The following is a 24,364-nucleotide window of genomic DNA, read 5'->3' as shown; positions in this document are numbered from 1 at the left end:
TCGAACGGGTTGCCGACGCGGCATCGGGAGTTGACTTTACCTACCGGCGGGTAACAAACTAGGGTTACCGCAAGTAACAAGCATGCGCGAAGCCATGCACGTACGCCGCTGGAGGGGACATGGCCGAGTTCACCATGGAGCTCAACGACGAACAGAAGGAAGTCCGCGACTGGCTGCACGGCTTCGCCGCCGATGTGATCCGCCCCGCGGCCGCCGAATGGGACGAGCGCGAGGAGACTCCCTGGCCGGTCATCCAGGAGGCCGCGAAGGTCGGCATCTACTCGCTCGACTTCTACGCCCAGCAGTACTTCGACCCGACCGGTCTCGGCATCCCCATGGCGATGGAGGAGCTGTTCTGGGGTGACGCGGGCATCGCCCTGTCGATCGTCGGCACCGGCCTCGCGGCCGTCGGCGTCCTCGCCAACGGCACCGAGGAGCAGATCGGCACCTGGGTGCCCCAGATGTACGGCGACGCGGGTGACGTCAAGCTCGCCGCGTTCTGCTCCTCCGAGCCCGACGCCGGCTCCGACGTGGCCTCGATGCGGACCCGTGCCGTGTACGACGAGGCCAAGGACGAGTGGGTGATCAACGGCACGAAGACCTGGGCGACCAACGGCGGCATCGCCAACGTCCATGTGGTCGTCGCGGTCGTCGACCCGGACCTGGGCTCCAAGGGCCACGCCTCCTTCATCATCCCGCCGAACACGCCGGGGCTGTCCCAGGGCCAGAAGTTCAAGAAGCACGGCATCCGTGCCTCGCACACCGCCGAGGTCATCCTCGACCAGGTGCGCGTGCCGGGCTCCTGCCTGCTGGGCGGCAAGCCGAAGCTGGACGAGCGCCTCGCCCGGGCCCGGGAGCGGGCCAAGGCCGGTGGCGGCGAGCGTGTGAAGAACGCGGCGATGGCCACCTTCGAGGCTTCGCGCCCGGCCGTCGGCGCGATGGCCGTCGGTACCGCCCGTGCCGCGTACGAGGTCGCCCTCGACTACGCGAAGACGCGTGAGCAGTTCGGCCGGCCGATCATCGACAACCAGGGTGTCGCCTTCGAGCTCGCCGACATGCGGACGCAGATCGACGCGGCGCGGCTGCTGGTGTGGCGTGCGTCCTGGATGGCGGTCAACGGGAAGCCGTTCACCGCGGCCGAGGGATCGATGTCGAAGCTGTACGCGAGCGAGACGGCGAAGAAGGTCACCGCTCAGGCGATACAGATCCTCGGGGGCAACGGTTACACGCGGGAGTACCCCGTGGAGCGGATGCACCGGGACTCGGCGATCTACACGATCTTCGAGGGGACGAGTGAGATCCAGCGGCTGGTGATTGCCCGTACGTTGGCGGGTATGCCGATTCGGTGAACGCCGCAGGGGTTGCCGCGCCGAGCCGCGTTGCCGAGGTGATGGAGGACGTCGATGACGGACAACCCCCTTGTACCGCTGATCGCTCGTGGCGAGGCCGACCGCACCACCACACTGGCCGCCCTCGCACTCGAACAGGGCTGGGTCATTCCGGCCGACCGTCGGGCCTTCCTCCAGCTGGCCCGACGGGCCGTCCCCGATGCCCAGGAGTCCGCCGCGTTCTTCACCCTGCTGGCCGAGGGTGAAGTGCTGGCAGGGGAGCGGCTGGGGGCGTTCGCGGAGGCGTGTGGAGTGACCCAGGCGCGGGCGGCCGCCTACGAGCCCCTTCCGGGCTGCCAGGCCTACCCCGCGTACGTGGCCTGGCTGGCTCTGAACGCGTCCCCGGCCGAGGCGGTACTCGCCCTCACGGCCAACTTCGCGGCCTGGGGTGGCTATTGCGCCACCATCGCCGAGGCCCTGCGCCGCCACTACGGTTTCACGGACCAGGCCTGCGCCTTCTTCGACTTCTTCGCGGAACCCTCGGCGGAGCTGGACCGGAAGGCGGCAGCCGCGATCGAGGCGGGCCGGAAGGCCGGCCAGGTCGACGAGGCACGCGCGCGGGAGTACACCCGTCTGCTCCAGTCCTACGAGGATCAGTTCTGGTCGACGCTGAGCGGACGAACCCCCCGTACCCCGCACTGAACGCCACCCCTACGGCGCGGTCCCGCTGCTGTGCGCGATGCACGCCACATCGATCCGATCCGCGAGCTTCGCCAGCTCGATGGTCAGCGCGGCCACCGTGTCCTCGTCGAGCCCGTCCTCCCCGGCCTCGACCAGGTGCAGCCACCGGCCACCCACGGTGCGCAGCAGCTTGCTCACATCGGCGGCCGCGACCTGCAACGTCCCCCGGTCATCGACGATCAGCGGCAGAGTAACTTCGCGGTTCACACCCGGGATCGTAGTCGCGCGGCGCTCACGCACCGTGCCAAACAGTGGTGATGTTGCAGAACTCCCGGATTCCGTGCCCGGACAGCTCACGGCCGAATCCGGACCGCTTCACTCCGCCGAACGGGAACGCCGGATGGGACGCCGTCATCCCGTTCACGAACACGCTCCCGGCCTCCAGATCCCGGACGAACCGGTCCACCTCGGCCTCGTCCCGCGTCCACACGTTGGAACTCAGACCGAACAGCGAGTCGTTGGCGATCAGCACCGCCTCGTCCAGGTCACCCGCCCGGTACAGCGTGGCGACCGGCCCGAACGTCTCCTCCCGGTGGATCCGCATCTCACGGGTGATGCCGGCGAGGACGGTCGGCGCGTAGTACCAGCCGGGCAGCTCGGGACGGCGCAGCTGGTGACCGCCGCACAGCACGTCCGCTCCGCTGCGCCGGGCGTCGTCGACCAGTTCCTCCAGATCGGCCCGGCCCTTCTCGCTCGACAGCGGGCCGACGTCCGTCTCCTCCTGCATCGGATCGCCGACCACCAGCGCCTTCATGCCCTCGACGAACCGTTCGGCGAAGGCGTCGTAGACGTCCGTGTGCACGATGAACCGTTTGGCGGCGATGCAGGACTGCCCGGTGTTCTGCACCCGTGCGGTCACCGCGATCCGCGCGGCGCGGTCGAGGTCGGCCGACGGCATCACGACGTACGGGTCGCTGCCGCCCAGCTCCAGCACCGTCTTCTTGATCATCTCCCCGGCGGTGGAGGCGACCGCCCGTCCCGCCGGCTCGCTGCCGGTCAGCGTGGCCGCCCTGACCCGCTCGTCGCGCAGCACCTCGTCGACCTGGCCGGAGCCGATGAGCAGGGTCTGGAAGCAGCCCTCGGGGTAGCCCGCGCGATGGAACAGGTCCTCGATGTAGAGCGCGGTCTGGGGGACGTTCGAGGCGTGCTTGAGCAGGCCGACGTTGCCCGCCATCAGCGCCGGGGCCGCGAAGCGGACGACCTGCCACAGCGGGAAGTTCCACGGCATCACCGCGAGCACCGGCCCCAGCGGCCGGTAGCGCACCCGCACCCGCGAGGCGCCCGAGTCCTTCACGTCGGACTCGGCCGGCTCCTCGTCGGCGAGCAGCTCCTCGGCGTGGTCGGCGTACCAGCGCATCGCCTTGGCACACTTGGCGACCTCCGCGCGCGCCTGCTTGATGGGCTTGCCCATCTCGGTGGTCATCATCCGGGCGACGTCCTGCTGGTCCTCTTCCAGGAGATTCGCGGCCTGGAGCAGCAGGCGGCCGCGGTCGACGAAGCTGGTCGCCCGGTAGGTGCGGAACGTGGCCTCGGCGAGCTGGAGCCTGCGCTCGATCTCCTCCGTCCCCATGGCCTCGTACGTCTTCAGCGTCTCGCCGTTGGCCGGGTTCACCGTTGCGATGGGCATCCCTGAACCTCCTGGGAGCGAACTTATGCTTCGACCTTCCCGCGCGGCGCTGGGTACCGCAACGCGTGTACGGCCGCACAGGCTCTCAGGCCGAGTGCTCCGCCAGCCGGTCGAGAAACGCGGCCTGGGCCCTGACGACGACCTCCCGCGCCCGCTCGACGGTCAGCCACTCCACCCGGTCCAGCTCCGGGAACTCCTGGGTCCGGCCCGAGTGCGGCGGCCACTCCATCCGGAAGGTGCCCGGGACCACCGTCGCCGGATCGAGGTCGGCCTCGATCGCCCACGCCGTGACGATCTTGCCGCCCGTCTGCCGGACCTCGCCGAGCGCTACGGCCTCCCCGTCGGGCGGTGCCAGCCCCAGCTCCTCCTGGAACTCACGGCGGGCCGCGTCCCAGGCCGGCTCGTCGGGTTCGTACTCGCCCTTCGGGACCGTCCACGCTCCGGCCTCGCGCCGGGCGAAGAACGGGCCGCCCATATGGCCGAGCAGTACTTCCAGGCCGTCGTCGGTGCGCCGGAAGAGCAACAGGCCCGCGCTGCGCTTCTCACGAGGCGCGCTCACGGTGTCCTCCTGGCGGTCATGGCTTCACCTCCGGGTGGGCGGCCAGCAGTGTCTCGACCGTGTCGGCCTCCTCGGGCCGCTTGTCCTCGCGGTAGCGGACCACGCGGGCGAAGCGGAGGGTGACGCCGGCCGGGTAGCGGGTGGAGCGCTGGAGGCCGTCGTAGGCGATCTCCACGACGAGCTCGGGGCGTACGGTCACCACCCAGTCGCCGGTCTCGACGGCCAGCTGCTGGAGTCGCTCGGTCTGCCAGGTCAGCATCGCGTCGGTCATGCCCTTGAAGGTCTTGCCGAGCATGGCGAAGCCGCCGTCGGCCGTGCGCGCTCCCAGGTGGAGGTTGGACAGCTTGCCGGTTCTGCGGCCGTGACCCCATTCGGCGGCCAGCACCACCAGGTCGAGGGTGTGGACGGGTTTGACCTTGAGCCAGGAGGCGCCGCGCCGGCCCGCGCTGTAGGGGGCGTCGAGGGCCTTGACCACGACGCCCTCGTGGCCGCGCCCGAGGGTCTCGGCGAGGAAGTCCTCGGCCCGGGCGAGGTCGTCGGGACCGGCCACCAGCGTGCGGCGCACCCGCATCGGCTCGGGGACCAGCCGGGCCAGTTCCGCGTGCCGGTCGGCGAAGGGCAGGTCGAGCAGGTCGCGGTCGTCCACGGACAGGGCGTCGAAGAAGACGGGGGAGACGGGTACCTCCTCGGCCGCCGTCGCCACGTCCACGCGGGAGCCGACGCGGCCGGCGGTCTCCTGGAAGGAGCGGGGGCGGCCCGCCTCGTCGAAGGCGATGACCTCGCCGTCCAGGATGAAGCGCTCGCCCCTCAACTCCAATGCGGCCGAGGTCAGTTCGGGCAGCCGGTCGGTGATGTCGTCCAGGGTGCGGGTGTAGATCCGTACCGTGTCGCCCTCGCGGTGGACCTGGACCCGGATGCCGTCCAGCTTCTCCTCGACGGCGCAGCCGCCCAGCTTGTCGACCGCCTCGGACACCGAGGACGCGGTGTGCGCCAGCATGGGCAGGACCGGGCGGCCGACGGTGAGCCGGAAGCGGTCCAGCGACGCCGGGCCGTCCGCGAGCAGCGCCCGGGCGACGTCCTGGAGTGAACCGGCGAGCATCACCGCACGGCGTACGTCGGCGGGCGGCGCCCCGGTCGCCACCGCCAGGCCCTCCACCGCGACCGCGTCCAGCGCCCCCTGCCGGACCTCGCCGGTGATCAGCCCGAACAGGAAGCGCTGCTCGTCCTGCGTGGCCGCACCCATCAACTCGCCGACCAGCCGGGCCCGTTCGGCCTGCGACCCGGCCCCGGACACCTTGCCGAGCTCCGTCAGCCGGGCGTCCACCTCGCGGACGGTGAGGGTCGGCTCGGCGGCCGGTGGGACCGGGCGGCTCAGCACCTTCCAGCCGATGCCGAGCCGTCCCTGCGGGAGGCGTCCCGCCAGGTAGGGGATGACGATCGGCACGTCGTCCGCCTCGGCGTCCCGGAAGAGCTCCGCCAGCAGAGCGATCTTCCGGGAGCGCGCCGAGGTCGCGGCGACCTCCTGGGACACGCGGGCGAGCCGGGACAGCAGCATGCAGCCATCCTGCAACGGAGGGAGCGGCTCTACACCCCCGCAGTCGTGCCCTGCTCACCCACGGCCGCGTCCAGGTCGGACATCAGCAGCTCCCCGTTGATGAACGCCCCCGCCCGGTAACCGCCCGCCGCCGCGTTGACCACCTGCTCGGCGAAGCCCATCGCGTTGCCGACCGCCCAGACACCCGGCACGGAGGTGAGCCCGGTCGGATCGACCACCGGGTACGAGCCGAAGGGGGTTTCCGTGAGCTCGGCGCCCAGCTCCTCCAGCAGTCCGGTCTGCGGCACCGCGCGAGGCGCGACGAACAGCACCTCGCGCGTGTGCACCGCGCCGTCGGCGAGCCGCACGCCGGTGAGCCGGTCGTCCTCGATCACCAGCCCGGCCACCTCACCGGGCACCACCTTCACCCCGGCCGCCGCGAGCCTGCGCAGGTCGTCGTCCGAGAGGCCGGACTCGGCGACCTCGTGCAGGAAGAAGGTCACGTCCTTCGACCACTGCGACACCATGAGCGCCTGGTGCACGCTCAGCGGGGTGGTCGCCAGCACGCCGAAGGCCTGGTCGCGGACCTCCCAGCCGTGGCAGTACGGGCAGTGCAGCACATCCCTGCCGAAGCGCTCGGCGACGCCGGGGACCTCGGGCAGCTCGTCCTTGAGGCCGGTGGCGATGATGATCCTGCGGGCGTGTACATGGCGTCCGCTCGCCAGCGCGACCGCGAAGTCCGTGCCGTGCGTGACGTCCACCGCCCGGTCCCGGACCAGGTCGACGCCGTACCGTGCGATCTCCTCGCGCCCGACGGCCAGGAACTCTCCGGGCGGCATGCCGTCCCGGGACAGATAGCCCTGCATATGGGCGGCGGGCGCGTTGCGTGGCTCGCCCGCGTCGACGACCAGGGTCCGGCGCCGGGCTCGGCCCAGGACCAGGGCCGCGGACAGGCCCGCCGCGCCGCCTCCGACGACTACGACCTCGTACTTCTCGGTGTACTCGGTGTGCTTCTCGGTCATGGTGAACACCTCCACCACGACGGTCGTCCCCGCGGCACGGGATTGACAAATGAACTTGCCGATTCTGCAATACAGGCATGAGCACCGACGACGTTCTCGCCGAAGTGGGGCCACGGCTCAGAAGGCTGCGCAAGGACCGGGAGGTGACCCTCGCGGCTCTGTCCGAGACGACCGGCATCTCCGTCAGCACCCTGTCCCGGCTGGAGTCCGGCCTGCGCAAGCCCAGCCTGGAGCTGCTGCTGCCGATCGCCCAGGCGCACCAGGTGCCGCTGGACGAGCTGGTCGGGACCCCGCCGGTGGGGGACCCCCGGGTGCGGGCCAAGCCGATCGAGCGGCACGGGCGCACCTACTGGCCGCTCACCCGGCAGCCCGGTGGCCTCCAGGCCTTCAAGGTGCTGGTGCCGCAGCGCGGCGAGGAGCCCGAGCCGCGCACCCACGAGGGCTACGAGTGGCTGTACGTGCTGTCCGGCAGACTGCGGGTCGTGCTGGGCGGGCACGACGTGGTGCTCACGGCGGGAGAGGCGGCCGAGTTCGACACGCGGGTGCCGCACTGGTTCGGGTCGACGGGGGAGGGGCCGGCCGAGTTCCTGAGCCTGTTCGGGCCGCAGGGGGAGCGGATGCACGTGCGGGCGCGTCCCCGGAAAGCGTGACGGACGCGACTGTTGCCCGCGGACTGTTCCCTGATTGGCAAGCGACCGCTTAGTATGCGAACCGACCCCGGTCAGACGAAGCAGTCCCCCGTGGAGGCACCGCATGCAGGCATGGCAAGTGCACGAGAACGGCGAGCCGAGCGAGGTGATGCGCCTCGAAGACGTCGAGACGCCCACGCCCGGTGACGGCCAGGTCCTGCTGAAGGTGCGTGCCGCGAACATCAACTTCCCGGACGCGCTGATGTGCCGGGGGCACTACCAGGTCCGGCCGCCGCTGCCGTTCACACCGGGCGTGGAGATCTGCGGCGAGACCGAGGACGGACGCCGTGTCCTCGCCAACCCCGCCCTGCCGTACGGCGGTTTCGCCGAGTACGCCGTCGCGGACGCCGCCGCCGTCCTGCCCGCGCCCGAGGCGCTGGACGACGCCGAGGCCGCCGCCCTGCACATCGGCTACCAGACCGGCTGGTTCGGCCTGCACCGGCGGGCCGCGCTGGAGGCCGGGGAGACGCTGCTCGTCCACGCTGCCGCAGGAGGGGTCGGCAGCGCGGCCGTGCAGCTCGGCAAGGCGGCCGGCGCCCGGGTCATCGGTGTCGTGGGCGGCGCCGACAAGGTGGCCGTGGCCAGGGAACTGGGCTGTGACGTGGTCATCGACCGGCGCGCCGAGGACGTCATCGGCGCCGTGAAGGAGGCCACCGGCGGCCGGGGCGCCGACGTCATCTACGACCCGGTCGGCGGCGAGGCCTACACCCAGTCCGCCAAGGTCGTCGCCTTCGAGGGCCGGATCGTGGTCGTCGGCTTCGCGAGCGGCTCCATTCCCAGCCCGGCGCTCAACCACGCCCTGGTGAAGAACTACTCGATCCTCGGCCTGCACTGGGGCCTGTACAACACCAAGAACCCGAAGCTGATCCAGCACTGCCACGAGCAGCTCACCGAGCTGGCCGCCCGGGGCGCGATCAAGCCGCTGGTGAGCGAGCGCGTACCGCTGGACGGGGCCGCTGCCGCCGTACAGCGGGTCGCCGACGGCGTCACCACGGGGCGCGTCGCCGTGATCCCGGGACTCACCGAAGGAGGCGCGGCATGATCGACGCCGCTGAACTGCGCCGCCGTACGGCGGAGTTGCTGGCCGCGCACCCGCCGGCCGGCACCGAACGACTGGACTTCCTGCGCGCCCGCTTCGACGCCGGACTGGCGTGGGTGCACTACCCCGAGGGCCTCGGCGGCCTCGGTGCGGCGCGCTCCCTCCAGGCGGTCGTGGACGCCGAGCTGGAGGCCGCGGGCGCCCCCGACAACGACCCCCGGCGCAACGGCATCGGCCTGGGCATGGCGGCGCCGACGATCCTCAAGTACGGCACCGAGGAGCAGAAGCAGCGCTATCTGCGGCCCCTGTGGGTGGGGGAGGAGGTCTGGTGCCAGCTGTTCAGCGAGCCCGGCGCCGGATCCGACCTCGCCGCGCTCGGCACCCGGGCCGTCCGCGAGGGCGACGAGTGGGTGGTCAACGGGCAGAAGGTGTGGACGTCCGGCGCCCACAACTCCCGCTGGGCCATCCTCATCGCCCGCACCGACCCGAGCGTGCCCAAGCACGCGGGCATCACCTACTTCCTGTGCGACATGACCGACCCGGGTGTCGAGGTGCGGCCGCTGCGCCAGATCACCGGCGAGGCCGAGTTCAACGAGGTCTTCCTGACCGACGTCCGCATCCCGGACACGTGCCGCCTCGGCGAGATCGGCAACGGCTGGAAGGTCGCGCAGACCACGCTGAACAACGAGCGCGTCGCCATCGGCGGCATGCGGCTGCCCCGCGAGGGCGGCATGATCGGCCCGATCGCCAAAACCTGGCGCGAGCGCCCCGAGCTGCGCACCCATGACCTGCACCAGCGGCTGCTCACGCTGTGGGTCGACGCCGAGGTCGCCCGGCTCACCGGCGAACGCCTGCGCCAGCAGCTGGCCCTGGGCCAGCCCGGCCCCGAGGGCGCCGGTATGAAGCTGGCCTTCGCCCGCCTCAACCAGGAGATCAGCGGCCTGGAGGTGGAACTGCGCGGCGAGGAAGGGCTGTTGTACGACGACTGGACCATGCGGCGCCCGGAGCTCGTGGACTTCACCGGCCGCGACGCCGGCTACCGCTACCTGCGCTCCAAGGGCAACAGCATCGAGGGCGGGACCAGCGAGGTCCTGCTGAACATCGTCGCCGAGCGCGTCCTGGGCCTGCCGTCCGAGCCGCGCACCGACAAGGACGTCGCCTGGAAGGACCTGTCCCGATGACAGCACAGAGCACCCAGCCCGACCTGCTGTACTCGGAGGAGGAAGAGGCGCTGCGGGCCGCCGTGCGGGACCTGCTCGCCGACCACTGCGACGCCCCCGGCGTCATCGCCCGCACCGAGTCGGACACCCCGCACGACCTGGCGGCGTGGAAGGCGCTCGCCGACGGCATGGGCCTGGCCGGGCTGCTGGTCCCGGAGGACAGGGGCGGCCAGGGTGCCACGCACCGCGAAGTCGCCGTCGTACTGGAGGAGCTGGGGCGCGCGGTCGCTCCGGTGCCCTATCTGACGAGTGCTGTCGTGGCCACCGAGGCACTGCTCGCCTGCGACGCCGAGGGGGGCCTGCTGGCCGAGCTGGCGTCCGGGCGCAGGATCGGCGCCCTCGCCGTCGCCCTGAACGTCGCTCCGGGCGGCGCCTACAAGGTCGTACGCCATGAAGACGGTTCCCTGCACGGGGAGTTGACCGGCATCGCGGACGCCGGCGCCGCCGATGTGCTGCTCGTGCCCGCGGACGACGGCGGGCTCTACGCGGTGGACGCCGACGCGGTGACCGTCGCCCCGCAGGCCTCCCTGGACCTGACCCGGCCCGTCGCGACGGTCACCCTCGACGGTGCCCGCGGCCGGCTGCTGGGCGACGCCGAGCCCGCCGTACGACGCGCCCTGCGCGCCGGGGCCGGGCTGCTGGCCTCCGAGCAACTCGGGCTCGCCGACTGGACGCTGACCGAGACGGTCCGCTATCTGAAGGACCGCAAGCAGTTCAACCGGCCCGTCGGCGGCTTCCAGGCCCTCAAGCACCGGCTCGCGCAGCTGTGGCTGGAGGTCGTCAACCTGCGGGCCGCCGCCCGCAACGCGGCCGACGCGCTGGCGACCGGCGAGGACGTCGAGGTGGCGGTCGCCGTCGCCCAGGCGTACGCGGCGGGCGTCGCCGTGCACGCCGCCGAGGAGGCCCTCCAGCTGCACGCGGGAATCGGGATGACCTGGGAGCATCCGATCCATCTGTATCTGAAGCGGGCCAAGGCCGACTCCATCGCCTACGGCACCGCGGGCGCCCACCGCGCGGCACTGGCCGAATCCGTCGACCTGCAGGCTCCCTGACGTACACCTGCGCGAACCACGCGAAAAGCCCGTCCCACCTGGGGCGGGCCTTTTCGTGTGCCCTGCACGGAGGAAGTGAACGCAGGACGGCGGTCCAGCCAACTCCCTGCTCAGGCACTGCTGTTCGGACTCGTCGGAATCGCATACTCGCAGCGGTTCCCTCCGTCCGGATCGCCCCTGTCAGGGAGGCAAGCACATGGCCCTCACCACCCGTCGCAGAGCCCTCACCGCCTTCGGCGCCGCCCTCGCGGGCGCGGTCGCCCTGCCCGCCACCAGCGCGCTGGCGGGCGAACAGAAGCACCGCCCGCGTCCGTTGTGGCGCGCCCACGCCCACAACGACTACGAGCACCCGCGCCCCCTTTTCGACGCCCTCGACCACCGCTTCGGCAGCCTCGAAGCCGACATCTACCTGGTCGGCGACCAGCTCCTCGTCGCCCACGACCCCGAGGACCTCGACCCCCGCCGCACCCTGGAGTCCCTCTACCTCGACCCGCTGGCCGCGCGCGTACGGGCCAACCACGGTTCGGTCTACCGCGGTTACCGGAGGCCGGTCCAGCTGCTCATCGACATCAAGACCGAGGGCTCGTCCACGTACCTCGAACTCGACAAGCACCTCAGGCGCTACAAGCACCTGTTCACGACGTACGCCCACGGCCGTGTCCTGCCCGGCCCCGTCACCGCCGTGATCTCCGGCGACCGTGCCGCCCGGGTGCCGATGGAGGCCCAGAGCGTGCGCCGCGCCTTCTATGACGGCCGGCTCGCCGACCTGGGCAGCGCCGCGCCCGCCTCCTTCATCCCGCTGATCAGCGACAACTGGACGCTGAACTTCACCTGGCTCGGCGTGGGCGCCTTCCCGGACGCCGAGCGGCAGAAGCTGCGCGGCATCGTCCAGGCGGCGCACTCGCGCGGTCAGAAGGTGCGCTTCTGGGCCACCCCGGACGTGGCCGGCCCGGCCCGCGACGCCCTGTGGGGCGAACTGCTCGCCGCCGACGTCGACTTCCTCAACACCGACGACCTCGCCGGCCTGGAGGCGTTCCTGGACGCCCACAGCGCGGTTTAACCGCTTCTCGCGGAACACCACACGTTCGGCGGACAGGTCAGCCGCCCGGACGAACCCTCCGCTACGCCACACTTGCGGCCGAACGCCGTGAACCGGGCAAGTCGGCGTGGCGGAGGAGGTTGACGATGGCCATTTCCATCTCAGTGGTGTTGCTCTTGTTCGTGCTGGCGGTGATCTTCGTCCGCAACGGCGGACTGAAGATCACCCATGCGATCGTGTGCCTGCTGCTCGGCTTCTACCTGGCCAGCACCAGCATGGCGCCCACCATTCACAGCGGTCTGACGGCCACCGCGGACATCGTCAGCAGCCTCAGACCGTGACCGTCAGGGAGTCGAGAAGACTCCGATGCCGTTGGGGACGGGGCGTTCCCGTCCGTCGGACGGATGGTTCCGTACGGAGACCGCCGCGTCTCCGGGCGCGCGGGCGACCAGGGTCGACGAACCGCCGCCGTCCAGACTGAAGGCGTCCACCGAGCCCAGCTCCCGCATGACGGACGCCACCTCCGCGATGGTCAGTCCGGTGCGGTACGCGGCCGCACCGTCCAGCGCGAGCAGCACCACCCGCCGTCCACCGTCCGCGATGCCCACCGCGGTACGCACCGCCGAGGTCCTGTTGTCCAGGCCCGGCAGCGGCTGACCGTCGTCGAGCACCGGGTAGCCGCCGAGAGCGAAGCGGTACGGGATCCGTGCCCCCGACGCCACCAGCCGGTGCCGTACCCGCACCGGCTCGCCCGCGTAGAACTTCCGCAACTGCTGCGCGCCCGCCTCCCGGCCCACCAGGACGGTGGTGCCCGGCGCGATCGGCCCGCTCCCGGGGCGGTCGGCGGTCGACACGACCCGGCCGTGGCTGACCGTGACCTCGAAGGTGTCGGTGCTGCACGGGGCCGCCCGGTCCGTGTCCGTGCCGCAGGTCGCGCGCACCCGGGAGACACTGCCCCACTCGGGCGTGAACGCCCCGATCGAGTCCACCGGCAGCGCGTACTGGTTGAGCCCGCGCAGCGGCAGCCGCCCCTCGGGTGTACGGACCGAACCGGCCAGGCTCAGTCCGTCCAGCCGCGCCCGGCGGTCGAGGCCCACGCCGAACACGTCCTGGGTGCTCGTGCCGGGCGGCAGCGCCGGGCCGAAACGCTGGCCGTCCGGTACCGCCGCCTTCAGTGTCCGGCCGCGTGCGATCGCCGGTCCCACGCTCGCGCCGGTCGCCTCCACGCCCGGGTGCTGGGTCTCGGAGATGTTGAAGAAGTCGCCGTTCACCCCCGCCACGGCCCCCTGCGCGGTGGCCTGCTGCGAGATGGCCGCCCGCGCCGCCACCGCCCCCGGGTACAGCAGATCGAGGCGTACGCGCGGATCGCGCAGGTCGACGGTGAGGACATGGGCGTGTGCCGGGCCCCTCGCCGCCGCGATGTCGAACTCCTCGTACCGGACACCCGGCGCGATCGTGCCGGGCCCCGGCACGGCGCCGGCCGGTGCCGCCCCCACCAGGGCCGTACCGGCCAGCGCACTGAGTGCCGTGAGCAGCGTGAGTGCCGCTCTGCCCGCTCCGAACCGTTTCCGACGACGCGTCACAGTTCCCCCCTGAAGTCTCGTCAAATGTCCCAGGGCTCAGGGGGATTGCACCAGACGGCGATGACCCGCGGGGTTGCTAGGCGCCGACGACCCGCGAACGGGTGAGGAAACGCACCCCCTCGGGTGCCTCCAGCGAGAAGCCGCTGCCCCGGCCCTCGACCACGTCGACGATCAGCCGGGTGTGGCTCCACGCCTGGTACTGACTGCGCGACATCCAGAACGTCACCGGCTCCGCCACCCCCTCGACATCCAGTTCCGCGAGCAGCACGTCCGAGCCGCCCGTGCGGAACTCGCCCTCCGGGTAGCACATCGGCGCGCTGCCGTCGCAGCAGCCGCCGGACTGGTGGAACATCAACGGGCCGTGTGTCGCACGCAGACGGCGCAGCAGATCGGCGGCCGCGGGGGTGAGTTCGACGCGCGGTGTCTCCTCGTACGGCGAGATCTCCTCATCCATGGGGCAAGGGCAGCACAGGGAACGTTGCGAGAGGGTTGCACCCGTTCTGACTAACCTGCTCGGGTGACCATCGAGTTGACGCTGCTGACGTCCGTCGCCCACCGGGGCAAGGAGATCACCGCGCCCCGGCTGCGCGCCCTGCTGGCGCTGCTGGCCGGGGAGCCGCGGGCGGGATGCGGCACCGGGCGGCTGGTGGCCGGGCTGTGGCCGGACGAGCAGCCCGAGAACCCGACCAAGGCCCTGCAGATCCTGGTCTCGCGGGCCCGGTCGCTGCTGGGCGGCGAGACCATCGCGAGCACGCCCACCGGCTACCGGATCGCCCTGCGCGAGGACCAGGTCGACGCCTGGGCGCTCCAACTGCACGCCGCCGCGTGCGCGGAGAAGGCGCGGGCCGGGGACCATCACGGCGCGCTCGCCGAGGCCGACACCGGTCTCGCGCTGTGGGACGGCGGTCCGGTGGAAGGGGCACTCCTGGACGATCCCGTGGCTGGCCTGCGTCTCGAACTCGCCTCCGTACAGCGGGAGTTGATACGGCTGCGGGCGCTCTCGCTGGCCCGTTCGGGGCGCCGGGAGGAGGCGGTGGGGCCGCTCGGCGAGCTCGTGGCCGCCCATCCGCTGGACGAGGAACCGCTGCTGGAGCTGATGCGCTGTCAGGCGGCCACCGCCGGAGCGGCCGCCGCGCTGGCGGCGTACGACACCTACCGTCGTCGGCTGCGTGACGAGCTCGGCACCGACCCGGGGCCCGCCCTTCAGGAGCTGCACCAGGAGCTGCTGCGCGGACAGGCGCCCGTGGTGCGGCGCGGGGTGCCGCACGAGCCGAACCCGCTGCTCGGGCGGGAGGCCGACGTCGCCGCCGTGACCCGGCTGATCCACAGCTCCCGGGTCACCTCCATCGTCGGGCCGGGCGGCCTCGGCAAGACCCGCCTCGCCGGTGCCGTCGCGCGGGACGCCGAGCACCGGATCGTCCATCTGGTGCCGCTCGCCGGGGTCGGCCGGGACGCCGACGTCGCGGGCGAGGTCGCCTCCGCGCTCGGCGTCGGCGAGAGCCTGCGGTCCCCGGCCGGCGAGGCCGGGCCGCTCGCCGGCATCGTCGGCGCCCTCGGTCCCGGGCCCGCGCTGCTCGTCCTGGACAACTGCGAGCAGGTCGTCTCCGGCGTAGCCGACCTGGCGCGGGCCCTGGTGTCGATGACCCGCAACGTCAGCGTCCTCACCACCAGCCGCGCCCCGCTCGGCCTGACCTCCGAGGCCGTCCACCCGCTGCCCGAGCTGGACGCCGCGACCACCGTCGAGCTGTTCGTGCAGCGGGCCCGGGCCGCCCGCCCCGACGTCGAACTGCCCGCCGACGCGGTGGCGGACCTGTGCCGCCGTCTCGACGGGCTGCCGCTCGCCACCGAGCTCGCCGCCGCCCGGGTACGGGTGATGTCGGTCGCCGAGATGGCCCGCCGACTGGAGGACCGGTTCGCCCTGCTGCGCGGCGGGCCCCGGGACGCACCGCAGCGCCACCGCACCCTGCACGCCGTGGTCGACTGGAGCTGGAACCTCCTCGAACCGGAGGGGCAGGCCGCGCTGAGGGCCCTGTCGGTCCTCCCCGGCGGCTTCACCGCGGAGGCCGCCGAGCACCTCGTCGGCGGCCACGACGTACTGGACGTCCTGGCGGACCTCGTCGACCAGTCGCTGCTCAAGGTGACCGACACCCCGTACGGCACCCGCTTCCGGATGCTGGAGACGGTACGGGAGTTCGCCGCCGCCCACCGGGAGCGGGCCGGTGAGGACGCGGCGGTCACCGAGCGGTTCCTGCGCTGGGCGGCGGTCTTCGGCGTCGCCCACCACGACGCGGTCTTCGGCACCGAGCCCTTCCGGTCCTGGCAGCTCATCCGCGCCGAGCAGGACAACCTCGTCCAGGCGCTGCGGCTCGCGCTGGCCCGGGCCGACGCCGACACCGTCGCCCCGGTCACCGCCGTCCTCGCCGGTCTGTGGATCACCGAGGCCAACCACACCCGCCTGCTGGCCCTCACCGAGGACACCGCCGCCCTGCTCTCCCACTACCGGCCCGGGCCCGCCCACGTCGAACCGGCCCGCAGCGCGGCCGCCCTGACGACCGCCTGCATCATCTTCGGCGTGGGCTCCGGCGCCGTCCGCACCCTCGTCACCCTGCGACGGCTGCCGCCCGCGGAGCCGGACACCCTGGTCCGCGCGATGGCGACGGTGCTGTGCGCCTTGCCCGACGTACTCGGTGACCACGAGGCCCTCGACGCCCTGTGCGACAGCGACGCACCCCTGCTGGCCGGCGTCGCCAACTGGGTGGCCGGCTACGTCTGGGAGGGCGAGCGCGACACGGAGCGGGCGCTGGACGCCGCCCGCCGGACCGTGGCCGCGCTCGGCGACCGGGACATCCCGCTGCTCAGGATCTGGCCCGCCTCCCGCCTGGCCGAACTGTGCCTGGAGACGGAACGCGGCGCCGAGGCCCTCGTCCACGCGCGGGCCGCGCTCGACGCACTGGAGGGCTACGGCGAGTGGAGCGACATGGTCGGGCTGCGCTGGGGCATGATGCTCGCCAACCTCCAGACGGGCGACGTCGACGCCGCCGAGCACTGGCTGGAGCAGGCGCTGCGGCACGCCCCGGAGGGCGCCGGCCAGGACCCCTTCGCACCCGACCTGGGCGCCCGCGCCGAGATCGCCCTCGCGCGCGGCGACATCGACACGGGGCTCGGCCTGTGGCGCCGGGCCGTCCAGCGGCTCGACCACACCGCGGCCCCCGTCCACGGTGACCGACTCCTCATGGAGGGCTGGGTGCTGGAACTCCAGTCGGTCGCCCTGACCGCACACGCCCGGCACGGCCGCACCCACCTCGTCGCCCCCCTCGCCGCGGCGCTGCCCGACCGGCTCACCACCCTGCTGACCGGCACCCGGGCGCCCCACCACATGAGCGTCGACTTCCCGGTGTGCGGCGCGCTGCTGCTCGCCCTCGGAGCGGTCGCCCTGGCGGACGGCGAGGGCGAGCGAGGGGCCCGGCTGACCGCCCTCGCCGAACGGTTCCGCGCCCTGCGCAACTTCCAGCCGACGATGTCCTCGGCCCGGACCCGCGAGGACGCCGAGAAGGCCGACAGGGCGGCGTACGAGGACGCGGTGTCCATGTACGCCGCCCTGGACGGGGACGGACTGCGCGAGGCCGCCCTCGGCCTGGTGCGCGGCGCCATCACGGCCTGACGGGCGGCATCGGCAGGTTCACAGCCTGACGGGCAGGCTTAGCAGGTGGAAGCCGTCGCCGGGCCAGTGCCCGAACCGCACCTCGGCGCGGTCCACCGCCAGTTCCGGCGCCGTGGTCCGCCGCACCAGCAGCTCGTCGAAGACGACGCCCGTGACGAGTCGGCCGAGGGCCGCGCCGATGCAGTAGTGCGGGCCGTGCCCGAAGGCGAGATGACCGTCGCCGCGGCCGAACTCCCTTGTCACATCGAGGCGTTCGGGGGCGTCGTAGGCGGCCGGGTCGTGGTCGGCGCCGAACAGGGCGATCGTCACCGCCTCGCCCCTCCGCAGCGGGGTGCCGGCGAACACGAAGTCCTCGGCGGCGTACAGCGTGGCGCCCATGCGCACCAGCGTGACGTACCGCAGGAGTTCGGGCACCGCCCGGCCGAGCAGCTCCGGTTCGGCGCGCAGCCGCGCCAGCTGGCCGGGGTGGTCGAGGAGGGCGAGCACGGCGTGCGCCAGGAACAGGGCGGGCGGGGTGATGCCGGTGTTGATCAGCAGGAAGAACATGGTGACGATCTCGTCGTCGGTCATGCCGCCGTCCGCCAGCAGCGCCGACACCAGATCGTCCGCGGGCTCGGCGCGACGCCGTGCCACCAGCTCCTTCGTGTACCGCACGACACCGCCGAGCCCTTCCACGACCCGGCTGCCGTCGCCGTACGCGAAGTCCCGGATCCATCCGCACACCCGGTCCTGGTCGGCGGCGTCGACGCCGACCAGCTCGCAGATCACCGCCGTGCTCAGCGGATAGGCGAACTCGCCCAGCAGGTCCGCCTCTTCACGCTCGGCCAGCGCGCTGATCAGCTCCCGTGCGGTCGCCGCCACGAAGGGCCGCAGCGCGGACACCCGACGGGCGGTGAAGGCGCGGGTCAGAGGGGAGCGGCGCCGGGTGTGCTCGTCGCCGTCGAACAGCGCCAGGTGCCCCGACAGATACGGGACGTACTCCTCGGGGAGCCCCTCGAAGCCCTGCGCCAGCAGCTCGGCCTGCGGGTCCGGCAGGTCGGAGTCGGCGATCGCCGAACGGTCCCGGACCAGACGCGGTTCGCTCAGCGCGGCCTTCACCTCCTCGTGCCGGGTGACGAGCCGCACGGGCGTGTCCAGGCCGGGCAGGACCACATGGCCGAGCCCCGGACGGGCACGCAGCTCGGCATAGGCGCCGACGGGGTTCTCGACGAGTTCGGGGGTGAGGTGGAGGGCGTCGGGGGCGGTGGTCGTGACGGGGCACTGCCGTGGTGTGTTCATGCCCCGGAGCCTGCGGGAGCCCGGCATCGGCGCGGCTTCAGAGCGGTTTCAGGGGTGGCGGACATGCGCGTGCCCTGGACCGGTCCGCGGGCGGGCGGGGCCGGTCCAGGGCACGTGGGTGTCAGCGCCGGTCGTTGCCGATCTCGATCACGCCCGTCGTCCGTGCGCCGCCGGTGTTGTCGTAGACGACGTCACCGGTGGACTTCTTCCAGATGCGGATACGGAAGGTGTCCGGTCCGTCGGTCGCGGTGATCCGGAAGCCGTAGCCGCCGCTGCCGTTCACCGTGCCGGAGCCCTGGTGGACGGCCTGGGTGCCGGTGACCACGAGCCAGTCGGAGCCGGTCGAGCGGAACTTCAGTCTGGCCGGCCCGAAGTCGAGGGTGGCCTTCCCGGTGGGGACGGTGGCCCCCTTGGCGTACGCGGCGGCGAAGGCGAAGACCGCCTTGCCGGTCAGGGCCGGCTTCGCCGGGTAGGCGCCGGGCGGGGAGGCGAACACGCCGGTGCCGAGCGCGGGTCCGGCGGCACGGTCGAAGACGATCAGCTCGGGGAGGGTGGTGCGGTCCGAGGCGTCGTCGTTGTCGGTGACGGTGACGACCGGGCGGTGGATGCCTGCCTCGGCGTAGGTGTGCTCGGCCCGGCAGATGCCGTCCTCGACCGTGCCCGCGGCCGGCTCGGTGCCGTCCTTCCAGTCGACCCGGCAGGTGTGGGTGTCACCGACGTCGGCGTCCCGGAACTCGGCCGTGACGGTGGCGCGGTGGCCGGCCGCCAAGGGTGCCGTCGGGCCCGTGGCCGAGGCGATCGCCGGGCTCCGGTTGACGATCGGGTCGATGCCCGTCAAGGTCGGGACGACCTTCTTGAGCAGGCCGTCGGCGTCGAACTCCAGCTTGTCGACGGTCGTTTCACGATGGGTGCCGTCACCGCCGGGGATGGCGAACCGGTGGTAGGCGACGTACCACTCGTCCGTCTTCGGGACGTACACCACCGAGTGGTGGCCCGGCCCCTTGATGCCGAGGGAGAGGTCCTTCTCCAGGATCACGCCGTGCTTGGTCCACGGGCCGGTCGGGGAGGGGCCGGTGGCGTAGGCGACGCGGTAGTTCTCGTCGCGGGTGTCGTTCTCCGACCACATGAAGTAGTAGGTGCCCTTGCGCTTGATGACGAAGGAGCCCTCGTTGTAGCCGCTCGGGGTGATGTCCTTGACCTTCGAGGTGTCGATGGACGTCATGTCGGCGTTCAGGGGCGCCACGTACGCGTGCCCGTTGCCCCAGTACAGATACGACTGACCGTCGTCGTCGGTGAAGACCGCCGGGTCGATCATCTGGCCGCTGAACTGGCCCGCCTTGAGCAGCGGTTCGCCCAGCGCGTCCTTGAACGGGCCGGTCGGCGAGTCGGACACCGCGACCCCGATGTTGGCGTCGGCGCAGAAGTAGAAGTAGTACTTCCCGTCCTTCTCGGCGATCGTCGGCGCCCAGGCCCTGCTGTCCGCCCAGGAGACGTCCGGACCGAGGTCCAGGATGACGCCGTGGTCCTTCCAGTGGACCAGGTCGGTGGAGGAGTACGCCTTGAACTGCGTGCCACTCCAGCCCTCGAAGCCGTCGGTGGTCGGGTACAGGTAGTAGGTGTCGCCGAAGCGGACGATGTTCGGGTCGGCGTTGAGACCCGGCAGGACGGGGCTGCGCATGATGAGCGCCGAGACGGTCCAGGTGCGCTTCTTGCCGTCGGAGCCGGTCACCTCGTACGTCACCGGCTTGCTGAAGTCCCGCGCACTGCCGGAGGCGGGGCTGATCGCCGCGCCGTGGGCGAGGGTGAATTCCGGGGCGAGGGCGGTGAGATCGGTGCCCTCCTTCATCGGCAGGGTGATCCGGCTGTTCGCGTTGTCGATGAGGGCGTCGACCTTCAGCGCCGGGTGCGTCGCCTTCGCGATGCCCGCCGTGTTGCCGCTGAGCTCCATGATCTCGGCGGTCGTGAGGGCCCGGTCGTAGACGCGGAAGTCGTCGACCTCGCCGCCGAAGTACGGGTCGGCCGAGTAAAGGGACCGGCCGATGTAGCCGGAGTAGTCCTTGTTGGCGTCGTACAGCTCGGACGGCTTGATGGTGGTCGTCGTGCGGGCCGCCTCGATGCCGTCGACGTAGAGGACCATCGCACCGGTGGAGCCGTCGAGGGTGACGGTGACGTGCCGCCACTCGCCCGGCGTGAGCCGTGAGCCCGCCGTCAGCTTCGACTCCGCCGACCAACTGGCCTTCGTGATGGCCGAGTAGAGGCTGGAGCCGCCGTTGGAGGGCGTGGCGAAGAGGTACTTGTCGCTGTCGGGCCCGAGCCCGAACAGCCACTGGAAGTTGTCGCCGCCCTTCCACTTGGCGTACGTCGAGACGGTCACGCTGTCGGCGTTCTTCAGCACGCCGTTCGGGATCTTCACATACGGCGAGGTCGAGTCGCCGGACATCTTGAACGAGCCGCCCTCGACGCCGGTGCCGAAGTCCGGCGTACGGGCGTAGGTGCCGTGGTAGCCGTGGCCACTGGAGTCACGGGCGATGTTGCCGCCCGTCTCGTCGAAGTCGTACCGCAGGAGCAGGTCGGCCGGGACGTCGGCGCCCGCCTCCGACACGGTGACCTCGGCGCGGACCGGTAGCGCGGTGCCGTCGGGCAGGCTGCCGGTCACGGTGAAGGTGCCGGCCTGGGCGTACTTCGACGCGGGGACGTCCTCCCAGCTGACGGAGACGGGACGCTTGACGCCGTCCGCGTACGTGGCGATCACGGTGGCGGGCAGGACGGGGGCCTGACCGATGCCGGTCTTCACCTCGGTGTCCTCGACGCTCTGCACCAGCTGGTCCGGCTGGTAGGCGCGCAGCAGGCGGTCGTACTCGGCCTGGGTGACCGGGAGCACGGTGCCGTGGCGGGGCTTGGCCGGGAGGTCGTAGCCGGTGGACGGGGTCCAGGTGCCGGAGGCCAGGTCGGTCGTCTCGAAGGGGAGGTAGCCGCGCCCGCCGAACTCGTCCAGGAACGCGTACCACTTGTCCTCGGTGTTCGACTTGAACACCAGCGGTCCCTCGGCGGCGCTCATCGCGCCCTTGCCGATGCCCTCCGCGACCGCCGTCCAGGACGGGGCGAGGATCGAGTCGCTCTTCTCCTCGAAGATGAACTTGCTGTTGGGGGTGGAGGAGGAGTTGTTCCGCTCGTCCTTGGAGAGGCGGAAGTACGTCCCGTCGTGCTGGATCATCGTGGAGTCGATGACGGAGTAGCCGCGGTCGATCCAGACCTTGGGCTCGCTGAAGGTGTAGAAGTCGCGGGTCGTCGCGTACATCATGCGGTTGTACGTGTCGCCGGAGTGCGCCTCGTTGTCGTACAGCTTCGACGCCCAGAAGACGACGTACTCACCGCGCTGCGCGTCGTAGAACGCCTCCGGCGCCCAGGTGTTGCCCGCGCTGTCGGGGGAGACCTTCACCAGCCGCTGGTTCGTCCAGTGGACGAGGTCGGTGGACTCCCACACCATGATGGACTTGCTGCCGGTGCGCTGCGAGCGGTCCCAGTCGCCGTTGCCGTAGATCCTGAGGTCGGTGGCGATCTGGTAGAACTTGTCGCCCTCCGGGGAGCGGATGATGAACGGGTCGCGCAGGCCCTTCTCGCCGAGCGTGGAGGTCAGGACGGGCTTGCCGTCGTTCAACTCCCGCCACTTCAAAGGGTCGTTGCCCTTGCTGAGCGCGGCGTAGAGCTGCTCGCCGTCGGCCGTGCCCTCGCCGGTGAAGTAGCTGAACATATAGCCCTTGAGGGCTTCCTGCTTCGGTAGTTCGGGCACCTTGGCGGTGAAGACGCGGGTCGTCCTCGCCTCGCCCTTGGTGACGGTGGCGGTCAGCTCGGCCGTGGTGTCACCGGCGCCGTGCGCGGGGCGGTGGACCACGCCGCCGGCGGTGATGACGTCCGGGTCCGCGGAGGACCAGGTGACGTCCGTGCCGTAGGAGCCGGTCGCCGGGAGGGTGAGGTTGCCGCGGGCGTCGTCGAGGTTGTGGACGGTGAGGGCCTGGGCGGCCTGTTCGGTGGCGGTGCGGTCGTCGAAGGCGGGGAGCACCGTGACGTCGAACGTCCTGGTGTCGGTCACGGTGCCCTTCTTCAGGGTCGCCGTGAGTCTGGCGTGCGCGTCGGGCTGACCGGCGGCGGGGCGGGTCACCTTGCCGGTGTCGGACACGGCGCCGGGGTTGTCGCTGGCCCAGCCGATGGCGGAGCCGCCGGCCGTGCCGGTCTTCGGCAGGTCGAGGTCGGCCGTGACCGCGGTCGTGTCACCGAGGCTCAGCGCGGCCTTGTCGTCGGCGACGCCCTGCGTGGCGACGGGGAGGGCGAGTTGCTCGACCTCGGAGCCGGTGAGGGCTCGGTCGTATACCCGGAAGTCGCGGATCCGGCCCTTGAAGAGCTTGTCGCCGGAGTAGACCGACTTGCCGATGTAGTTGGCGGTGGTGGCGCCGGAGCCGATGGCGCCGGGCGTGATGGAGACGGACGTGTTGCGGCCGGCCTCGACGCCGTCCTCGTACAGCACGCCCGTGGTGCCGGTCTGGGTGTAGGTGAGGTGCTTCCAGACCGAGCGGGTGAGGTTGTGGGAGTCGGCGGGCCTGGTGGTCTGCTCGGTCGACCAGTTTCCGGTCGCGATGGAGGTGCGCAGGGAGTTGCCGGTCGTGAACAGATAGCCGTTGCCGTTGCCGCCGCTGGAGTTGCCGAAGCCGTAGATGAAGTACGGCGTGGACTGGGCGGAGTCGACCAGCACGTCCAGCGAGACGGAGATCGAGTTCATACCCTTCATGACGTCGTCCGGCACCTTGAGGTAGGTGTCGGAGCCGTTGAAGGCGAGCCCCTGACCGGTGCCCGACCAGTCGGCGGTGCCGTTCACGGTCGCGTCCCGGCCGTTGCCCGAGGCGTCGGTGACGGTGCTGCCGGAGGCGGCGTCGAGCTTGTACCAGAGGGCGAGACCGTCGGTGACCTCCGCCGCGGTGGCCGTGTCGGCCGAGTCGGCGGCTTGTGCGGGAAGGGCCGGGGCGGCGAGCCCCAGCAGCAGCGACGCGACGGTCAGCCCGGCGAGGCGGCCCGCCAGGCGTCTCGCGCGAACACGGACGCGTGCGATGTACGGCATGTGGAGTTCCCTGCTGAGGCATGGCGGGGCCTCGGCCGTGGGCACCCTGCCGTTTCGGCTGTGTGACGTCGTGTTGCGAGAGTGTCAGCCGGGCTGTGGGGCAGCGTCAAGGGTTTTCGAACGATGTCCGACAGGTCGAACATGAACGTCCCGGTCCTTCAACTTCCTTCTGTTCCAGGGACGGATGAGTGCGGGCGAGCCGGTCAGCGATCGCGTCGCGCGCGGCGGGACTCGGTCAGTACGGGCAGCAGGGGCAGCAGCGAGACCACGACGACGAGGGCGATCATCGGCAGCAGATAGTCGTTGATGTCGGGGACGGACGCCCCGAGGGTGTACCCGGCCAGGACGAGGCTCTGCGACCAGAGCAGGCCGCCGACGATCTGCCAGACCGTGAAGCTCCGGGTCGGAACACCGAGCGCACCGGCGGCCGGATGCAGAACCGTCCGCACCATCGGGATGAACCGGCCGATCACCAGGGCCTTGCCGTAGCCGTAGCGGGCCAGGAGCCGCTCCGCCCGTACCGCGGTCTCCCGTACGCGGGGTCTCTCGGTGCGGGCCAGCAGCGTCCGCCCGCCGTGCCGCCCGATCAGGAACCCGACCTGGGCGCCCGCCACCGCGCCGACGGCCGCGCACAGCAGCACCTGCCACAGCACCAGCCGGGGCGCCTGCTCGGCGGTCCCCGCGCACAGCACACCGGCCGGGAGGAGCAGGGTGTCGCCGGGCAGGAAGAAGCCGACGACGAGCAGACCCGACTCCGCGAAGATCACCACGAGGACGCCGAGGGCACCGAAGGCCGCCAGCACCGAGGCGCCGTCCATCGGGTTGACGGCGATCATCGCCATCACCTCCCGACCGTCCTCGCCGGTGGCCCCCATCCGTGGC

General features: G+C 71.7%; 19 protein-coding genes. 9 read left to right on the top strand and 10 right to left on the bottom strand.

Going from position 1 to position 24,364, the window contains the following annotated elements; genetic code table 11:
* Window positions 1-119: 119 nt before the first annotated feature.
* Both ACFWYS_RS12120 and ACFWYS_RS12115 read left to right on the top strand, forming a co-directional pair.
* A complete protein-coding gene (locus ACFWYS_RS12120) occupies window positions 120-1,349 on the top strand; it encodes an acyl-CoA dehydrogenase family protein (protein WP_384766199.1) in 1,230 nt (409 codons plus the stop codon).
* Between the two features lie 54 nt (window positions 1,350-1,403).
* The gene (locus ACFWYS_RS12115; RefSeq protein WP_384766197.1) at window positions 1,404-2,030 is read left to right on the top strand and encodes a transcriptional regulator; all 627 of its coding nucleotides are present in this window, start codon (window positions 1,404-1,406) and stop codon (window positions 2,028-2,030) included.
* Window positions 2,031-2,039: 9 nt separating this feature from the next.
* On the opposite strand, the gene ACFWYS_RS12110 is transcribed toward ACFWYS_RS12115, so the two are convergent.
* The 5 genes from ACFWYS_RS12110 to ACFWYS_RS12090 all read right to left on the bottom strand — a co-directional run bounded on the left by ACFWYS_RS12110 (window position 2,040) and on the right by ACFWYS_RS12090 (window position 6,811).
* On the bottom strand, window positions 2,040-2,276 hold the full coding sequence (locus ACFWYS_RS12110) for a DUF6213 family protein (RefSeq protein ID WP_126389501.1): 237 nt from the start codon (window positions 2,274-2,276) through the stop codon (window positions 2,040-2,042).
* 25 nt (window positions 2,277-2,301) lie between these two features.
* Window positions 2,302-3,696 (bottom strand): NADP-dependent succinic semialdehyde dehydrogenase, encoded by a 1,395-nt coding sequence (locus tag ACFWYS_RS12105; RefSeq protein WP_384766194.1) that lies wholly within the window; start codon window positions 3,694-3,696, stop codon window positions 2,302-2,304.
* 85 nt (window positions 3,697-3,781) lie between these two features.
* On the bottom strand, window positions 3,782-4,255 hold the full coding sequence (locus ACFWYS_RS12100; RefSeq protein ID WP_384766191.1) for an NUDIX domain-containing protein: 474 nt from the start codon (window positions 4,253-4,255) through the stop codon (window positions 3,782-3,784).
* 16 nt (window positions 4,256-4,271) lie between these two features.
* Complete coding sequence (locus ACFWYS_RS12095) at window positions 4,272-5,810, bottom strand: ATP-dependent DNA ligase (RefSeq protein ID WP_384766189.1); 1,539 nt, start codon at window positions 5,808-5,810, stop codon at window positions 4,272-4,274.
* 29 nt (window positions 5,811-5,839) lie between these two features.
* Window positions 5,840-6,811: an NAD(P)/FAD-dependent oxidoreductase gene (locus ACFWYS_RS12090; protein ID WP_384766186.1), complete on the bottom strand. Its 972-nt coding sequence runs from the start codon at window positions 6,809-6,811 to the stop codon at window positions 5,840-5,842.
* A 77-nt stretch (window positions 6,812-6,888) separates the two neighbouring features.
* Between ACFWYS_RS12090 and ACFWYS_RS12085 the strand changes: the two genes are divergently transcribed.
* From ACFWYS_RS12085 to ACFWYS_RS12060, 6 genes are all read left to right on the top strand, one after another.
* A complete protein-coding gene (locus ACFWYS_RS12085) occupies window positions 6,889-7,461 on the top strand; it encodes a helix-turn-helix domain-containing protein (protein ID WP_384766183.1) in 573 nt (190 codons plus the stop codon).
* A gap of 103 nt (window positions 7,462-7,564) precedes the next feature.
* On the top strand, window positions 7,565-8,542 hold the full coding sequence (locus ACFWYS_RS12080) for an NADPH:quinone oxidoreductase family protein (protein WP_384766180.1): 978 nt from the start codon (window positions 7,565-7,567) through the stop codon (window positions 8,540-8,542).
* On the top strand, window positions 8,539-9,720 hold the full coding sequence (locus ACFWYS_RS12075) for an acyl-CoA dehydrogenase family protein (RefSeq protein WP_384766177.1): 1,182 nt from the start codon (window positions 8,539-8,541) through the stop codon (window positions 9,718-9,720). Before ACFWYS_RS12080 ends, ACFWYS_RS12075 begins: the two co-directional genes overlap by 4 nt.
* On the top strand, window positions 9,717-10,811 hold the full coding sequence (locus tag ACFWYS_RS12070; protein WP_384766175.1) for an acyl-CoA dehydrogenase family protein: 1,095 nt from the start codon (window positions 9,717-9,719) through the stop codon (window positions 10,809-10,811). Before ACFWYS_RS12075 ends, ACFWYS_RS12070 begins: the two co-directional genes overlap by 4 nt.
* 196 nt (window positions 10,812-11,007) lie before the next feature.
* A complete protein-coding gene (locus ACFWYS_RS12065; RefSeq protein WP_384766173.1) occupies window positions 11,008-11,871 on the top strand; it encodes a phosphatidylinositol-specific phospholipase C/glycerophosphodiester phosphodiesterase family protein in 864 nt (287 codons plus the stop codon).
* 125 nt (window positions 11,872-11,996) lie between these two features.
* Window positions 11,997-12,191 carry a hypothetical protein gene (locus ACFWYS_RS12060; protein ID WP_031485866.1) on the top strand — a complete coding sequence of 65 codons (195 nt, stop codon included), beginning with the start codon at window positions 11,997-11,999 and terminating at the stop codon, window positions 12,189-12,191.
* Window positions 12,192-12,194: 3 nt separating this feature from the next.
* Here the strand turns inward: ACFWYS_RS12060 and ACFWYS_RS12055 are convergent, their stop codons facing one another.
* Together ACFWYS_RS12055 and ACFWYS_RS12050 are read right to left on the bottom strand one after the other, a co-directional pair.
* Window positions 12,195-13,433, bottom strand: coding sequence for a phosphodiester glycosidase family protein (locus ACFWYS_RS12055; protein WP_384766169.1), 1,239 nt, complete (start codon window positions 13,431-13,433; stop codon window positions 12,195-12,197).
* A gap of 76 nt (window positions 13,434-13,509) precedes the next feature.
* Window positions 13,510-13,887, bottom strand: coding sequence for a DUF779 domain-containing protein (locus ACFWYS_RS12050; protein WP_384766166.1), 378 nt, complete (start codon window positions 13,885-13,887; stop codon window positions 13,510-13,512).
* A 63-nt stretch (window positions 13,888-13,950) separates the two neighbouring features.
* Between ACFWYS_RS12050 and ACFWYS_RS12045 the strand changes: the two genes are divergently transcribed.
* On the top strand, window positions 13,951-17,094 hold the full coding sequence (locus tag ACFWYS_RS12045) for an ATP-binding protein (protein ID WP_384766164.1): 3,144 nt from the start codon (window positions 13,951-13,953) through the stop codon (window positions 17,092-17,094).
* Between the two features lie 18 nt (window positions 17,095-17,112).
* Here ACFWYS_RS12045 and ACFWYS_RS12040 read toward each other — a convergent pair whose 3' ends face one another.
* The 3 genes from ACFWYS_RS12040 to ACFWYS_RS12030 form a co-directional block, all read right to left on the bottom strand.
* A complete protein-coding gene (locus tag ACFWYS_RS12040; protein WP_384766161.1) occupies window positions 17,113-18,372 on the bottom strand; it encodes a cytochrome P450 in 1,260 nt (419 codons plus the stop codon).
* Between the two features lie 121 nt (window positions 18,373-18,493).
* Window positions 18,494-23,482: a family 43 glycosylhydrolase gene (locus tag ACFWYS_RS12035; protein ID WP_384766158.1), complete on the bottom strand. Its 4,989-nt coding sequence runs from the start codon at window positions 23,480-23,482 to the stop codon at window positions 18,494-18,496.
* A gap of 203 nt (window positions 23,483-23,685) precedes the next feature.
* Window positions 23,686-24,318: a DedA family protein gene (locus ACFWYS_RS12030; protein ID WP_384766269.1), complete on the bottom strand. Its 633-nt coding sequence runs from the start codon at window positions 24,316-24,318 to the stop codon at window positions 23,686-23,688.
* Window positions 24,319-24,364: the final 46 nt, after the last annotated feature.

The organism is Streptomyces sp. NPDC059010 (assembly GCF_042740355.1).
Taxonomy (GTDB): Bacteria; Actinomycetota; Actinomycetes; order Streptomycetales; family Streptomycetaceae; genus Streptomyces.
This window is presented reverse-complemented; position numbering and strand designations above follow the sequence as displayed.

Excerpts from the sequence above, each read along its gene's own strand:
- ACFWYS_RS12120 (WP_384766199.1), top strand. The coding sequence starts at position 120 with ATGGCCGAGTTCACCATGGAGCTCAACGACGAACAGAAGGAAGTCCGC.
- ACFWYS_RS12115 (WP_384766197.1), top strand. The coding sequence starts at position 1,404 with ATGACGGACAACCCCCTTGTACCGCTGATCGCTCGTGGCGAGGCCGAC.
- ACFWYS_RS12105 (WP_384766194.1), bottom strand. The coding sequence starts at position 3,696 with ATGCCCATCGCAACGGTGAACCCGGCCAACGGCGAGACGCTGAAGACG.
- ACFWYS_RS12095 (WP_384766189.1), bottom strand. The coding sequence starts at position 5,810 with ATGCTGCTGTCCCGGCTCGCCCGCGTGTCCCAGGAGGTCGCCGCGACC.
- ACFWYS_RS12090 (WP_384766186.1), bottom strand. The coding sequence starts at position 6,811 with ATGACCGAGAAGCACACCGAGTACACCGAGAAGTACGAGGTCGTAGTC.
- ACFWYS_RS12085 (WP_384766183.1), top strand. The coding sequence starts at position 6,889 with ATGAGCACCGACGACGTTCTCGCCGAAGTGGGGCCACGGCTCAGAAGG.
- ACFWYS_RS12080 (WP_384766180.1), top strand. The coding sequence starts at position 7,565 with ATGCAGGCATGGCAAGTGCACGAGAACGGCGAGCCGAGCGAGGTGATG.
- ACFWYS_RS12075 (WP_384766177.1), top strand. The coding sequence starts at position 8,539 with ATGATCGACGCCGCTGAACTGCGCCGCCGTACGGCGGAGTTGCTGGCC.
- ACFWYS_RS12070 (WP_384766175.1), top strand. The coding sequence starts at position 9,717 with ATGACAGCACAGAGCACCCAGCCCGACCTGCTGTACTCGGAGGAGGAA.
- ACFWYS_RS12065 (WP_384766173.1), top strand. The coding sequence starts at position 11,008 with ATGGCCCTCACCACCCGTCGCAGAGCCCTCACCGCCTTCGGCGCCGCC.
- ACFWYS_RS12060 (WP_031485866.1), top strand. The coding sequence starts at position 11,997 with ATGGCCATTTCCATCTCAGTGGTGTTGCTCTTGTTCGTGCTGGCGGTG.
- ACFWYS_RS12050 (WP_384766166.1), bottom strand. The coding sequence starts at position 13,887 with ATGGATGAGGAGATCTCGCCGTACGAGGAGACACCGCGCGTCGAACTC.
- ACFWYS_RS12040 (WP_384766161.1), bottom strand. The coding sequence starts at position 18,372 with ATGAACACACCACGGCAGTGCCCCGTCACGACCACCGCCCCCGACGCC.
- ACFWYS_RS12035 (WP_384766158.1), bottom strand. The coding sequence starts at position 23,482 with ATGCCGTACATCGCACGCGTCCGTGTTCGCGCGAGACGCCTGGCGGGC.
- ACFWYS_RS12030 (WP_384766269.1), bottom strand. The coding sequence starts at position 24,318 with ATGATCGCCGTCAACCCGATGGACGGCGCCTCGGTGCTGGCGGCCTTC.